This is a genomic window from Sphingomonas pruni NBRC 15498, assembly GCF_001598455.1.
GTDB lineage: Bacteria > Pseudomonadota > Alphaproteobacteria > Sphingomonadales > Sphingomonadaceae > Sphingomonas > Sphingomonas pruni.
Genome location: NZ_BCYZ01000059.1, coordinates 15794 through 28952, shown reverse-complemented (window position 1 = coordinate 28952; position 13159 = coordinate 15794). Strand labels below are relative to the sequence as shown.

Here is a 13159-nt window from a genome sequence, read left to right as displayed (position 1 = left end):
GGGGGGGGGGGGGGGGGGGGGGGGTGTCGGGGATGGGCAGCCCAAGCTGAACCGGCCCTCCCCTAACCCCTCCCGCGAGCGGGAGGGGAATGAATTTCGTTACGGCGGGTGACGAGAGACGGTACGGACGGCTAAGACCGCGCGCATGCTCTCCGATATCGAGATTTCGCGCGCCGCGACCCTCCGCCCTATCCAGCAGGTCGCCGACCGCGCCGGCATTTCGCCCGACGCGGTCGAGCCCTATGGCAAATACAAAGCCAAGCTGATCCGCGAGCACCTTCCGGTCCCGCGTGACCTGGGCAAGTTGATCCTGGTTACCGCGATCAGTCCGACGCCCGCTGGCGAAGGCAAATCGACTACCTCGGTCGGGCTCGCCGACGCGCTCAACCGGATCGGCAAGAGGACGATGCTGGCGCTGCGCGAGCCGAGCCTGGGGCCGTGCTTCGGGACCAAGGGCGGCGCCACCGGCGGCGGCTATGCCCAGGTGGTGCCGATGGAGGACATCAACCTTCATTTCACCGGCGATTTCCACGCCATCACCAGCGCGCACAATCTGCTCGCGGCGATGATCGACAACCATATTCATTGGGGCAACGCACTCGATATCGACGTGCGCCGGATCGTCTGGCGGCGCGTGCTCGACATGAATGACCGTGCGTTGCGCGACATCGCGCAGTCGCTCGGCGGCGTCGCCAACGGTTTCCCGCGTGAGAGCGGGTTCGACATCACTGTCGCGAGCGAAGTGATGGCGATCCTGTGCCTGGCGGAGGATCTTGAGGACCTCGAGGTACGGCTCGGCCGGATCGTCGTTGCCTATACGCGCGACCGCCAGCCCGTCACCGCGCGCGACCTGAAAGCCGATGGCGCCATGGCGGTGCTGCTCGCCGAGGCTATCAAGCCCAATCTGGTCCAGACGCTGGAGGGCAATCCCGCGCTGATTCATGGCGGCCCGTTCGCCAATATCGCGCATGGCTGCAATTCGGTGATCGCGACCAACACCGCGCTCGGCTTGGCCGAGTATGTCGTGACCGAAGCCGGGTTCGGGGCGGATTTGGGCGCGGAGAAGTTCTTCGACATCAAATGTCGCCAGGCCGACCTCAAGCCGTCAGCGGCGGTAGTCGTCGCGACGATCCGCGCGCTCAAGATGAATGGCGGGACCGCCAAGGCCGATCTCGGCACGGCGGATCCCGAGGCGGTGCGACGCGGAGGCGTCAATCTCGCGCGGCATCTCGAGAATGTCCGCCAGTTCGGTATTCCCGTCGTCGTCGCGATCAATCGCTTCGACAGCGATACCGAAGATGAGATGCGCGTCGTACGCGAGATCGCCGCAGCCAATGGCTGCGAGGCGATCGTCTGCACGCATTGGGCCGATGGCAGCGCGGGCACCGAGGCGCTGGCACATCACGTCGCCGCATTGGCGGACGGCGGCGGAGCGCAATTCGCCCCGCTCTACGACGATGCCCTGCCGCTGTTCGACAAGATCAACACCGTCGCCACACGCCTCTATCGCGCCGAGCACGCCACCGCCGAGCCGAGCGTGCTGGCGCAACTCAAGCGCTGGGAAGAGGCCGGATATGGCCACCTCCCCGTCTGCATGGCCAAGACGCAGTACAGCTTCTCCACCGACCCGTCGAAATTGGGCGCGCCGGTCGGCCATATCGTCCCGGTGCGCGAAGTGCGGCTGGCGGCGGGCGCGGGGTTCGTCGTCGCGATCTGTGGCGAGATCATGACCATGCCGGGATTGCCGCGCGTGCCGGCGGCGGAGGGAATTCGCATCGGCCCGGCCGGCGCGATCGAAGGGTTGTTCTGATCTCTCCCCTCCCGCTCGCGGGAGGGGATTTTGGCGCTAGCCCACGCGGCTTGAGATGCCAGCTTTCGCTGGCATGACGGCCTATTGGTATGACGACTTATTGGACTCGTCGCTTAAGCCGGATAAACCCCATCAAACGGCACGATCTTCGCGGTCAAACCGTGATCTTCGTCGAGGCAACGCCAGTTCACGCTGATCGCGTCGGGATGCGAGCGCGGGCGGTAGAAGCTCTTGATGCCGCAATGCTGGCAGAAGAGATGCCGCGCTCGCCCCGAGCCGAAGCGGTAAAGAATAAGGTCGCTGCGCCCCTCGGTCTGGCGAAAACGCGCGTCAGGCACGATCAAATGAAGATAGCCAGTCATCTGGCAGATCGAGCAGCCGCAATCGAGCAATTCGACTTCCGGCGTCTCCAGCCGCACCTCGAAGCGGACATGGCCGCAATGGCAGCCGCCTTCGACGGTGATCAAGCCGCCTTCCGGGCCTTGGCCAGCTTCTTCATGATCATGTCGCGCTTGAGCCGCGAGATATGGTCGGTGAACAACACGCCGTTGAGGTGGTCGATCTCGTGCTGGATGCACGTCGCCATCAGGCCGTCCATGTCTTCCTCATGTGGCGTGGCGTCGCCGTCGAGCCATTTCACGCGGCACCGCGCAGGGCGCTGCACTTCGGCATATTGCTCGGGGATCGACAGGCAGCCTTCGTTATACACGGCTAAGTCGTCGCTGACCCATAGCAGTTCTGGATTCACGAACGCGACGGGCTTGCGTACCGGCTCGCCGCCTTCTTCCTCGGGCTCCTGCAGGTCGATCACGACCAGCCGCTTCTCGATTCCGACCTGCGTCGCGGCGAGACCGATGCCGCGCGCTGCGTACATCGTCTCGAACATGTCGGCGAGCGTGGCACGGATCGTATCGTCGACTTCGCTGACGGGCGCGGCAACGGCGCGCAGGCCGGGATCGGGTACTTCGAGAATGGTGAGAACAGTCATAATGCGTCAGCTATGAAAGCGCCGCTGGCGCGTCAAGGATGGTTCCCGCGGAAAACGCCGCCGATTTACGCGCCGTGCAACGAACTTTCAGTGGATCAGCTCCGAACAATCGCCGCCCAGCGTCGAGCGAACGCCGCCCACGTCGACCGCGAGCAGCTGACGATTGGTCTGAGATACCAGGAAGTTGATCGTCATATCGGTTCGCGTGCTGGCCTCGATCTCCCAGGCAGTTGTCGGACCATTACCGCCCTCCTCTGCCAAAACGGAACGCCGGACATCGATCCTGGTCACGCCGGGTCCGCGATCAAAATGAAATACGGGCAAGTCGAAATGCGCGCCCTGGGCAAGGGGCAGCGCGGCCAGGACGAATTCGATCGTCTCGTCGTCCCACACCGGTCCGGGCAGCGGAACTTCGCTCGTTCTGCGTCGGCCATCCGCGCCGCGGACCGTGCCGCGCGCTCTGTCATCATGATAGCGCACCGAGAGGTCGGTCTCGCCGTCACTTTGCTCCGTCGTGCGGATCGGACGCAGGCTCGGGAGCGCTACTTCGATCCGGCTGGCCAGCAGTGGGCCCCCATTGAATCGCGAGACGATAGTGATCATCAGCCGCTTATCGTCGAAGCGTTCGACACGGCGCAGGACGTTGCCCGCGGAATTGTCCTGCTCCGTCCCAGCGACCGTGTAGCAAGCGTCTCCGACCGGCAGCAACGCACCGTCGATCGGAGGCAGATTTTCAGTGGGCACGGCCGTGGCCGCTGACCAGATCAACAAGGCCGGGACTATCGGCACACATCCTCCTGAATTCTGCAGACCTACTAGCGGCGCCCTTCGGTTCGGCGCAAATTCGCGGCAGTCGCCGCCGGATTGCCCCGCTTGTACGCCAGGCTGCGGATCGTAACGCTACGGTTCGCTTCGCCCGGTGCTAGACTCTGCGCGATTGGTGGGGACCAACCCTGCAATCGTGTCAAAAAGGGTTGTAATTTATGGGGATAATGCAGCGGGTCGTGGTGTCGGGTAAAGTGCACCAGGTCGGCTTCAGGGATTTTACCATCCGCAAGGCACAGGCCTTGGGGGTCACCGGCTGGGTGCGCAACCGCAACGACGGCACGGTCGAGATAATGGCGTCTGGGGAGGAGGATGCGGTCGCCTCGCTGGTCGAGGCGTGCCGCGCTGGCCCGCCATTGGCGCGGGTCGACCATGTCGAGGCCTATGTCGAAGCGGGCCAGCCGGTGAAAGGGTTTACCAAGCGGTTCACGGCATAGCGGCCCGACCATCCCCCCCGTCGGGCTGAGAAAGGCTCCGCGGTCCTATGGCCGCGGAGCCTTTTTCGATCGTTCAGCGCGTCAGCTTTTTGTACGCCAACGCGGTCGGGCGATCAGCGGCGTCGCCGAGACGGCGACGCTTGTCTTCCTCGTACGACTCGAAATTCCCCTCGAACCATTCGACATGGCTGTTGCCTTCGAACGCCAGGATATGCGTCGCGAGGCGATCGAGGAAGAAGCGGTCGTGGCTGATGACCACGGCGCAGCCGGCGAAATTCTCGATCGCTTCTTCGAGCGCGCCGAGCGTTTCGACGTCGAGGTCGTTGGTCGGTTCGTCGAGCAGCAGCACGTTGCCGCCGCGCTTGAGCATCTTGGCGATGTTGACGCGGTTGCGCTCACCACCGGACAGCTTGCCGACATTCTTCTGCTGGTCGGCGCCCTTGAAGTTGAACGCGCCGACATAGGCCCGGGTCGACTGGTCGAAGCCGTTGACCTTCATGTAATCGAGCCCGTCGGAGATTTCCTCCCAGACGTTTTTCTTGTCGTCGAGGTGGTCGCGGCTCTGGTCGACATAGCCCAGCCGAACGGTAGTGCCGATGTCGATCGTTCCCGAATCGGGCTTTTCCGCTCCGGTGATGAGCTTGAACAAGGTCGACTTGCCCGCGCCGTTAGGCCCGATCACGCCAACAATGCCGCCGGCCGGCAACGTGAACGACAGATTCTCGAACAGCAATTTGTCGCCATAGCTCTTCGTCAGATTCTCGACCTCGATCACCTTGCCGCCCAGCCGTTCGGGCACCTGGATGACGATCTGCGCCTTGCCGGGCGAGCGGTTCTGCTGCGCCTCGACCAACTGATCGAACTTGGCGATACGCGCTTTCGACTTGGTCTGGCGCGCCTTGGCGCCCTGCCGGATCCATTCGAGCTCGTCCTTGATCGCCTTCTGGCGTCCGGATTCCTCGCGCTCTTCCTGCTCGAGCCGCTTGGATTTCTTCTCGAGATAGGTCGAATAATTGCCTTCGTACGGGAAGTACTTGCCGCGATCGATCTCGAGGATCCATCCGACCACATTGTCGAGGAAATAGCGGTCGTGGGTGATCATCAGCACCGCGCCGGCATATTCCTTGAGGTGGTTTTCCAGCCATTCGACGCTTTCGGCATCGAGGTGGTTGGTCGGTTCGTCGAGCAGCAGGATCGACGGCTTCTGGATCAGCAGCCGGGTCAGCGCGACGCGGCGTTTCTCACCGCCCGACAGGTTGGTGACCGGCGAGTCCGACGGCGGGCAGCGCAACGCTTCCATCGCCAGCTCGAGCTGGCTGTCGAGCGTCCAGCCGTCGACCGCGTCGATCTTGCCCTGGAGATCGCCCATCTCCTCCATCAGCGCGTCGAAATCGGTGTCGTCCTTGGGATCGCCCATTTCGGCCGAGATCGCGTTGAAGCGGTCGACCATATCAGCCACGCCCCGCGCGCCGTCCTTGACGTTCTCGAGCACCGACTTGTTCGGGTCGAGTTCCGGCTCCTGCGCCAGATAGCCGACCGTAACGTTCTCGCCCGGCCAGGCCTCGCCCGAGAAATCCTGGTCGATGCCGGCCATGATCTTCATCAGCGTCGATTTGCCCGCGCCGTTAGGGCCGACAATGCCGATCTTCGCACCGTGATAGAATTGCAGGTTGATGTTGCTCAGCACCGGCTTGGGGGCGCCGGGGAAGGACTTGGTCATGTCCTTCATGACATAAGCGTATTGGGCGGCCATGGCGGCACGTTGCTCCGTGGTTTGAAATTGCCGGAAAAGTAGAGCGGGCAGATAGCGATTGGACTGCCGATTGGAAAGCCCCGGCGGCTTGCCCGGCAGAGCGTATTGGCCCTAAGCAACACGCCCTTCCCACGCGCCGTCCGGCGCGGGGCTCCGTTCGTCGCAGGAGACCATAACCCATGCGCATCACGCTGATGCTGTCCACCGCACTTGCCATCTCTCTCGCCGCGCCGGGCATGGCGCAGCGCGCGCCGGAAGCCGCGAGAGTCGACCCCGCCGTGACCAAGGCACGGGACGCGGCGCTCAAGGACCAGGTCGCCTGGGATATAGTCGAGGAGCTGACGACGGAGGTCGGGCAGCGGCTTGCGGCGACCGAAGCGGAAGCCCGTGCCCGCGCCTGGGCAGTGACCCGGCTCAAGAAGCTCGGCTTCCAGAACGTCCATATCGAGACCTACAAGATGCCGGTCTGGGTGCGCGGCGCCGAGACCGCCGAGATCGTAGGCCCCTATCCCCAGAAACTCGTCATCGCCGCGCTCGGCCGCTCGGGCGCCACGCCGCCCGAGGGCATCACCGCGCCTGTCGTCTATTTCCCGACGCTCGGCGACCTGGTCGCCGCGCCCGACGGCAGCTTGAAGGGCAAGATCGCCTTTATCTCCAACCAGATGGAGGCGACGCAGGATGGCAGCGGCTATGGCGCTTATGGCGGGGCGCGCTTCATCGGCCCCAATATCGCCGCCAAGAAAGGCGCCGTCGCCACCGTCATCCGTTCGATCGGCAGCGACAAGGGGCGCTGGCCGCATACCGGCGGGACCAATTGGACGCCGGGTATGGCGCCGATCCCGGCGGGCGCGCTGTCGGTCGCCGACGCCGAGCAACTCGAACGCATCTTCGCGCGCACCGACAAGGTGACGATGAAACTGGTTCTTACCCCACAGACGCTGCCCGACGCCGAATCGGGCAATGTCGTCGCCGAGGTGCCCGGCACCGATCCCAAGGCAGGCGTTATCCTGATCGGCGGCCATCTCGACAGCTGGGATCTCGCCACCGGCGCGATCGACGACGGCGCCGGTGTCGCGATCACCACTGCGGCAGCAAAGCGCCTGCTCGATGGCCCGCGCCCGCGCCGCACCATCCGGGTTGTCTGGTTCGGCGCCGAGGAACCCGGCGGGTTCGGCGGCGCGGCCTATGCCAAGGCGCATGCCGGCGAGAAGTTCGCGATGGCGAGCGAATCCGATTTCGGTGCCGACAATGTCTGGCGGTTCAACACCAACCTGCCCGACAGCGCCAAGGCGGTCGGCGACCGGCTGGCGGCGGCCCTGGCGCCGCTCGGCATCGTCCGCGGCAAGGACGTCGCGGGTGGTGGGACCGATGTCGGCCCGGTGCTCGCGACCGGCGTTCCCGCGGTGACGCTCGCCCAGTCGGGACAGCGCTATTTCGACTGGCACCACACGCCCGAGGACACGCTCGACAAGATCGACCCGCAACAGCTTCGCCAGAACGTCGCCGCGTGGACGACGGTCTTGTCGATCGTCGCCAATGCGCCCGAAGAATTCGGGCCGGTCACCCCCAATACTAGCGAATGAGTCCCGACAACGGGGAGCGCGAGAGGCCGCGATCCCGAAACGTGCGACAATTTGATCGTTGACCGTCACAATGTCGCCGTTATTCCTCCAGGCTCGCGAAGGGCAGTTCGGCCCGGCTGCGAAACGACGGTAATTTTTTGGGAGCACCCAAATGAAGAAGATCGCCATTGTTCTCGCCGCCGCGAGCCTGGTGTCCCTGGCGGCCTGCAAATCGCAGACCCCGGCTGCGGCGAATGCCGACGCTGTCGCGGACAATCTGGCAGCCGAAGCCGATAATCTTTCGGACCAGGCCAGCGACCTCACCAACAACACCGCGGCTGCCGCTGTCAGCAACGCCTCTGACAGCCTGAACAATGCGGCCGACTCGATCCGCGCCGAAGCGGCGAACACCGCGGCCCCGGCCAAGAAGTAAGCTTTGCGCCGTCGGGTTTAGCCCGCCGGCACGATAGAGGGGCGGTTCCCGCGGGGGCCGCCCCTTCTTGTATAAGGTTCAGCGCATCCCGGGCTGTCGGATGCGGCAAAAATGAGCGGCTTGCCGCGTGCGGCGATGCCGCCTAGAGGATCGCCCGCGTCGGGGAGTGGCGCAGCCTGGTAGCGCATCTGGTTTGGGACCAGAGGGTCGCAGGTTCGAATCCTGTCTCCCCGACCATTTTTTGTGGAATCAGCGGGCGTCTGGGGGCGCCCGCCCACGAAACTCCCGAGTGCGAACGAGGGCTCATGCGCTTTAGGACCGGATCGCCTTCTGCGGAAAGCCGATGCCGGGTTTTTCGCACGATGCTCCTGTCGCTTGCTAAATGCCGACGCGGGAGTAAATCCCGCGTCGTCGGTCCTCGCTGACGCGAGGCCGTCCAGCATTCGGCGTCTCGACACTAGCTCCGCTAGCGTCGTGCGCCTCACGGGTGGGGCCTGTAGCTCAATTGGTTAGAGCTGGCCGCTCATAACGGCTAGGTTGCGGGTTCAAGTCCTGCCGGGCCCACCAACGCCACCAGCGGCTGCGATCACATCGTCCAGCCCCGCCGCCTTGGCGCCGAGCCGATCGAGTTCGGCCAATACCTTGTCCCACCAATACCAGAAGGCAGCTAGGTCCGCCTCATCCTTCACATACGGCGTGTGACCGGCAGCGAGCGAGGGCGAGTGGAAGGCGAAGCTCAGGACGCGAACGCCCTCGCCAATGGCGACACGAATCGCTTCCAGCGCCTCGCGCACCGGAATGCCCTCCGGTGTCAGCGGAATGCGCTGGAGCAGCCCGGATCGGGCGAGCACCGCCCTCCCCTTCGGAATAGCTCCAGCCGCGCGATAGAGCGGCATCCCGGCCGATCGCGCGGCGCCGGTGAAGACGGTGGTCAGCGGCAATTCGGCGATCCCGCCGGCACGAAAGGCGTGGTTGCCGAGCGCTGAGAAATCGGGGCCGCCTTCCGACGCATAATCGAAGCCGGGCCGCATCGAGCTGTCGAGGCGATAGCCATGCGCCGCCAACAAATCGAAGCTCGCCGGACCCAGTCCGTAACGCCCGGCGCGGTAAGCGGTAGGGCGCGTTCCGAAGGCAGTCGTGATCGCGTCGGTCAGTGCCCTTAGCTTCGCTTCTTCGAGCGCGCGCGGCAGGTTGCCGACGAAGCTGTTGGCCGGGGTCAGTGCCTCGTCGAACGGCGGGTTGACCCAGGGGTGAAGCTGCGTCCCAACCGACGTCCCGCCGGTCAGTAGCGGCGCGATCAGATCGATCGCGCGCGGATCGGTGGCGATCGGGTGGTCGACCATCAACGCAAGCGGCACGCCGGCTGCGGCGAACCGCGCGTGCGCCGCCGGGAGCGCAGCCACGGCTGCGACCGATCGATTCTCGCGCGCGAGCGGCTTGCTCCAGTCGAATTCCTCTTCGGTATCGACGAACGCCACGAAGCGCGTGCCGAACGAATCCGGCCACGCGACGAGGTCGCCGGGCGCCGGCGGTTGCGGACGGAACACGTCGGTCACGTCAATTTGAGGAAAGCTGCCCCACGCCGTGATCCAACGCCGCCGGCAGGCGCAATGTCAAGCGCTGCTCGCCGATCTTCAGGCTGCCGCCAAGTTCACCGGCGAGGTTGCGCGCCAGCCTGAGCCCGAAGGCAGTGCCGAGCAACGTGCCTTCCTGATCCTCGCCTTCCAGCGACAACAGGGCTTCACCCGGCCATGCGGCAAAAGCGCTCGGGCGGTCGACCGCGATCCGTGCCTGGCCATCCTTCGACCATGCCCTGACCGCGACCCGTTCACCGATTCCGCTCGCACCGACCGCCAACGCCATCAACCGACTGATCAGGCGCGCGACCGCGACCTCGTCCCCGGCAATGGCGAGGCCGGGCGGTCCGCTGTCGATGTCGACCACCGATTGCCGCAGCAGCATCAGCGGCTCGAGGTCGCGTGCGGCGCGCGCGAGCAACGGCGCCACTTCAACCACCCCGGGGCGAAGAACCAGGGCGTCCTGTTCGATCCGTGCTGCGGTATCGATATCGTCGATCGCGGCGATCAGATCGTGCGTGTCATGCCGGATCGCACCTGCGCGTTCGCGATAGGTGTCCGGCGCGGGTCCGAGCACTTGCGCCTCGATCATTTCGGCAAAACCCGAAATCGCATTGGTCGGTGTACGCAGCTCGTGGACCAATGCCCGTAACGCCTCGGGCGACGGGGCATTTCTGGCCATGGGCTCGGCGCGCTGGTCGGCGCGCGGACGCCGTGCCACGCCACGATAGCCGGTGAAGCGGCCGGTGGCCGGATCGAATGCCGGCGTCGCCGACACTTGCCATTGCCCGGCGGCGGATGACGCACCGGCAATCACCAGGCGCGCATCGGCGAACGAAGCGCGGCGGCGGAATGCGCCGCTGACCGCGCCGTCGACCTGCGCCGAGCCGGTGCCGAGCAGCACGCCGATCAGCGGCTCTCGCGGCGCGCCGTCGACCCAGCGGATCGTACCGGTGGCGTCCGTTTCGAAGCAGAAATGATCGATCGGCCCTTCGTTGGCGATCGCGCGCGGCGGTCGGCCGAGTTCGCCATAGTCGCGTTGATAGGCATCGATGCGGGCGACCAGATCGGCGATCTGGAACGGTCCCCTGGGCGCCGGTGCCGGCCCGGCATCGTTGGCCGGTGCGGTAGCCGGCGATTCGCCATGCTGCGGTTTGTCGCTGACCGTCGGCCGGTCCGATACGATGCTGGCAACGGACACGACCGTCTCAACTGCGGAGCCAGCCAGCTTCGGCTCACTCCAAGATTCGCCGTCCGGTTGCGGCAACGCGAAGTCCGACCGCCCGAAACTGTCGAGCGCCCGCACCGTCTCTGCGGGCAAGTCACGACGATGGCGGAGCAGCGACCGCGACGTCGGCGGCAGATCGGGCAGCATCGCGCGCCATTCCTCACCGGTCAGCCGCGCCACAGCGATCACCGGTGCCGCGACCGACGGCTCATCCTCCGCGAACAGCCGGACGAGTTCCGCCGGCGGATTGGCGAAGGCGAGATTACGCGCGCTCGCCGCCCGGGTCCGCATCGGCACGCGCTGCCGGATCGCTCGCAATTGCTCGATAGCCCTGGCATCGGGAGCAGCCCGGCGGCGGCCGATCAGATCGGTCAGCTGCCGCCACGCCGATTGCGCGCCGAACGACGTCGCCATATCGGCGCCCAATACGGTGTCGAGGCTGTCGTCGAAGCGCAATGATGGCCCTCTGCTCGCGCGGAACCGCCGCGCCTTATGAAATTCTTAACCGCAGTGCGTCGCGCTTTAAACGGTTCATTTTGGCGCGTCGCAATGTGGGACGATTGCGCAACCCGGCAATTATATTATGTTGGCGATCGGGCTAACACGCATAAAATTCTTGGAGAACCGGCGATGGCGTTGGATCGGATCGATCGGCAGATATTGTCTTTACTACAGGCCGACGGACGGATGACCAATGTCGAACTGGCCGACCGCGTCGGCCTGACCGCGCCTCCGTGCCTGCGGCGTGTCCGCGCTCTGGAGGAAGCCGGAGCGATCAAGGGCTATCACGCCGAACTCGATCCCGCGACTCTCGGCTATCCGATCACCGTGTTCGCGATGGTCAGCCTGAAGAGCCAGGCAGAGCGTGACCTGACCGCGTTCGAATCGCACATCGCGACGATTCCCGAAGTGCGCGAATGCCATATGCTCAACGGCGAGATCGACTTCATCCTGAAGATCGTCGCCGGCGACCTGAAGGCGTTCCAGGATATCCTGACGACGCATCTGACCCCTGCTCCCAACGTGGCGAGCGTCAAGACGTCGCTCACTATCCGCACGTCGAAGAACCAGCCGGGGATTCCCGTCGGCGCCGATTGAAAAGGGGCGGCCGTCGCCGGCCGCCCCTCTATCGTCCGGTCGTCTCGAGTCAGCTGGTCGGCGGGTTGTCGATCCAGGTCGACCAGAAACCGGCGATGTCGCTGCGCGGCGCCGTCGTTACGGCGGCGAACGCAGCCTTGGCGCCGGCCTTGTCGCCCGACAGCGCCAAAGCGATGCCCAGGTGCGTATTGACCTCGTCATTATTGACGCCGCCCTTGGCCAGCGCCTGCTTGTAGAGCGCGATCGCCTTCGCATAATCGCCGCGGCCCAGGAACGCGTCGCCGGTCTGCGACGACAGCGCGCCGTTGGGCGAGGCAGCCGCCTTGGTCTCGAGCCCAGCAAACGAACCTTCGGCCGCGACCTGGCTGTTCGAGCTGGTGACCAAGGCCTGGATGTTGGAATTTCCGGCGCCGGGGATCTTGCCCGCCGCCTTGCCCTCGGCGATGACCGCCTTGGTTTCGTCGGGCAGGCCGACGTCCATCACCTTCTGCGCATATTCCTCGTAATAATTCTGGTCAGCGAGCGACTTGGTCTGGCGCATCAGCCGGAACACGTCGATCATCTGCCTCTTGTCGAGCTTCGCGACCGGGTTCTGGGTCAATGCGTAATAGCCGAGCGCATCGCGCCAGGTCTTCGACGTCGGATAGGCGACGAGCCAGCGCTTCAGCCAGACGACGGTTTGCGGCTTGAGACCAGCGGCGGCCGATTGCGCGATGCCGTATTTGTAGATGTCTTCCGACTGCTTGCCGGTCGCAACCACCTTTTCGAGGTCCGCCATGCCGCCGGCAGCGTCACCGGCTTGGACCTTGGCCTTGGCGAGATAAAGCGGCAGATTGGCTTCGGTCGAACCGTGCTGCTGCGCCTGCTGGAACAACCGGCTAGCGCGCGCCCAATCCTTATTGTCGTAGGCGATCGTCGCGCGGCTATATTCGAACTTGGGCAGCATGTCCGCCGGCGTCTTGGGATTGACGATCAGCGCGTCGAGCGGAGCAATCATCGGCGCAGGATCGAACGCACCGTTGGTGCCGGCCGAGGCATCGGCGATCTTCTGCGACACCAGGGCATAGCGTAGGAAGGTCGAGATATACTTATCGTCGTCGGTTTTGGCCGCGGCTTCGGCTTCGGCAACGGCGGCCTCGGCCGTCGCCATATCCTTGGCGAGCAACGCGGTCTTCGCCTTGTTCGCGGCGACCGCGACGGCCTGCGTATATTGCGGGCCGGCCGGCGCTTCATCCTTCTTCTTGGCAAAAGCGGGCGGCGCAAAGGCCAGACCGGTCGCGCCGGCGACCATCGCCGCGGCGAAGGCGGCCGTCGAAATGCTCTTCATCAATCTCTCCTCATGGGCGGGGGAACCCTTCCCCGCCGCTCTAATCAGCGAGCGCCAGCGGTTCAAGGCGCGTCACGGAGCAAATCGCCGAAACCCCATGAACGCGGATTGAATGGAGATT

Annotated in this window: 12 protein-coding genes and 2 tRNA genes; 7 read left to right on the top strand and 7 right to left on the bottom strand. The window is 65.0% G+C overall.

Annotation, left to right across the window (positions count from 1 at the left end; all coding sequences use genetic code 11):
• Positions 1–145 precede the first annotated feature (145 nt).
• On the top strand, positions 146–1810 hold the full coding sequence (locus SPR01S_RS16045) for a formate--tetrahydrofolate ligase (protein ID WP_066591171.1): 1665 nt from the start codon (positions 146–148) through the stop codon (positions 1808–1810).
• A gap of 113 nt (positions 1811–1923) precedes the next feature.
• On the opposite strand, the gene SPR01S_RS16040 is transcribed toward SPR01S_RS16045, so the two are convergent.
• From SPR01S_RS16040 to SPR01S_RS16030, 3 genes are all read right to left on the bottom strand, one after another.
• On the bottom strand, positions 1924–2277 hold the full coding sequence (locus SPR01S_RS16040) for a GFA family protein (protein WP_245662047.1): 354 nt from the start codon (positions 2275–2277) through the stop codon (positions 1924–1926).
• Entirely contained in the window at positions 2274–2798 is a 525-nt protein-coding gene (def, locus tag SPR01S_RS16035; RefSeq protein WP_066591169.1) for a peptide deformylase, read from the bottom strand. The genes SPR01S_RS16040 and def overlap by 4 nt, the downstream gene beginning before the upstream one ends.
• An 87-nt stretch (positions 2799–2885) precedes the next feature.
• Positions 2886–3587, bottom strand: coding sequence for a DUF3108 domain-containing protein (locus SPR01S_RS16030; RefSeq protein WP_169803449.1), 702 nt, complete (start codon positions 3585–3587; stop codon positions 2886–2888).
• 203 nt (positions 3588–3790) lie between these two features.
• Between SPR01S_RS16030 and SPR01S_RS16025 the strand changes: the two genes are divergently transcribed.
• Entirely contained in the window at positions 3791–4060 is a 270-nt protein-coding gene (locus tag SPR01S_RS16025) for an acylphosphatase (protein ID WP_066591165.1), read from the top strand.
• A 73-nt stretch (positions 4061–4133) separates the two neighbouring features.
• Here SPR01S_RS16025 and ettA read toward each other — a convergent pair whose 3' ends face one another.
• Positions 4134–5813: an energy-dependent translational throttle protein EttA gene (ettA, locus tag SPR01S_RS16020; protein ID WP_066591163.1), complete on the bottom strand. Its 1680-nt coding sequence runs from the start codon at positions 5811–5813 to the stop codon at positions 4134–4136.
• Between the two features lie 179 nt (positions 5814–5992).
• Here ettA and SPR01S_RS16015 point away from each other — a divergent pair, with 179 nt between their 5' ends.
• The 4 genes from SPR01S_RS16015 (at position 5993) to SPR01S_RS16000 (ending at position 8375) form a co-directional block, all read left to right on the top strand.
• Positions 5993–7396 carry a M20/M25/M40 family metallo-hydrolase gene (locus SPR01S_RS16015; protein ID WP_066591160.1) on the top strand — a complete coding sequence of 468 codons (1404 nt, stop codon included), beginning with the start codon at positions 5993–5995 and terminating at the stop codon, positions 7394–7396.
• Between the two features lie 151 nt (positions 7397–7547).
• On the top strand, positions 7548–7808 hold the full coding sequence (locus tag SPR01S_RS16010) for a hypothetical protein (protein WP_066591159.1): 261 nt from the start codon (positions 7548–7550) through the stop codon (positions 7806–7808).
• A 160-nt stretch (positions 7809–7968) separates the two neighbouring features.
• Positions 7969–8045: transfer RNA gene (locus tag SPR01S_RS16005), tRNA-Pro, on the top strand.
• 253 nt (positions 8046–8298) lie between these two features.
• Positions 8299–8375, top strand: a tRNA-Ile gene (locus tag SPR01S_RS16000).
• On the opposite strand, the gene SPR01S_RS15995 is transcribed toward SPR01S_RS16000, so the two are convergent.
• Positions 8354–9364 carry a polysaccharide deacetylase family protein gene (locus tag SPR01S_RS15995; RefSeq protein ID WP_245662046.1) on the bottom strand — a complete coding sequence of 337 codons (1011 nt, stop codon included), beginning with the start codon at positions 9362–9364 and terminating at the stop codon, positions 8354–8356. The two genes, SPR01S_RS16000 and SPR01S_RS15995, sit on opposite strands and share 22 nt — an antisense overlap.
• A 1-nt stretch (position 9365) precedes the next feature.
• Entirely contained in the window at positions 9366–11069 is a 1704-nt protein-coding gene (locus SPR01S_RS15990; protein WP_066591157.1) for a sensor histidine kinase, read from the bottom strand.
• Positions 11070–11243: 174 nt separating this feature from the next.
• Between SPR01S_RS15990 and SPR01S_RS15985 the strand changes: the two genes are divergently transcribed.
• Complete coding sequence (locus SPR01S_RS15985; RefSeq protein ID WP_066591155.1) at positions 11244–11711, top strand: Lrp/AsnC family transcriptional regulator; 468 nt, start codon at positions 11244–11246, stop codon at positions 11709–11711.
• A 49-nt stretch (positions 11712–11760) separates the two neighbouring features.
• Here the strand turns inward: SPR01S_RS15985 and SPR01S_RS15980 are convergent, their stop codons facing one another.
• Complete coding sequence (locus SPR01S_RS15980) at positions 11761–13038, bottom strand: tetratricopeptide repeat protein (RefSeq protein ID WP_066591149.1); 1278 nt, start codon at positions 13036–13038, stop codon at positions 11761–11763.
• Positions 13039–13159: the final 121 nt, after the last annotated feature.

Excerpts from the sequence above, each read along its gene's own strand:
- SPR01S_RS16010 (WP_066591159.1), top strand. The coding sequence starts at position 7,548 with ATGAAGAAGATCGCCATTGTTCTCGCCGCCGCGAGCCTGGTGTCCCTG.
- SPR01S_RS16025 (WP_066591165.1), top strand. The coding sequence starts at position 3,791 with ATGCAGCGGGTCGTGGTGTCGGGTAAAGTGCACCAGGTCGGCTTCAGG.
- SPR01S_RS16015 (WP_066591160.1), top strand. The coding sequence starts at position 5,993 with ATGCGCATCACGCTGATGCTGTCCACCGCACTTGCCATCTCTCTCGCC.
- SPR01S_RS15980 (WP_066591149.1), bottom strand. The coding sequence starts at position 13,038 with ATGAAGAGCATTTCGACGGCCGCCTTCGCCGCGGCGATGGTCGCCGGC.
- def (WP_066591169.1), bottom strand. The coding sequence starts at position 2,798 with ATGACTGTTCTCACCATTCTCGAAGTACCCGATCCCGGCCTGCGCGCC.
- SPR01S_RS15985 (WP_066591155.1), top strand. The coding sequence starts at position 11,244 with ATGGCGTTGGATCGGATCGATCGGCAGATATTGTCTTTACTACAGGCC.
- SPR01S_RS16045 (WP_066591171.1), top strand. The coding sequence starts at position 146 with ATGCTCTCCGATATCGAGATTTCGCGCGCCGCGACCCTCCGCCCTATC.
- ettA (WP_066591163.1), bottom strand. The coding sequence starts at position 5,813 with ATGGCCGCCCAATACGCTTATGTCATGAAGGACATGACCAAGTCCTTC.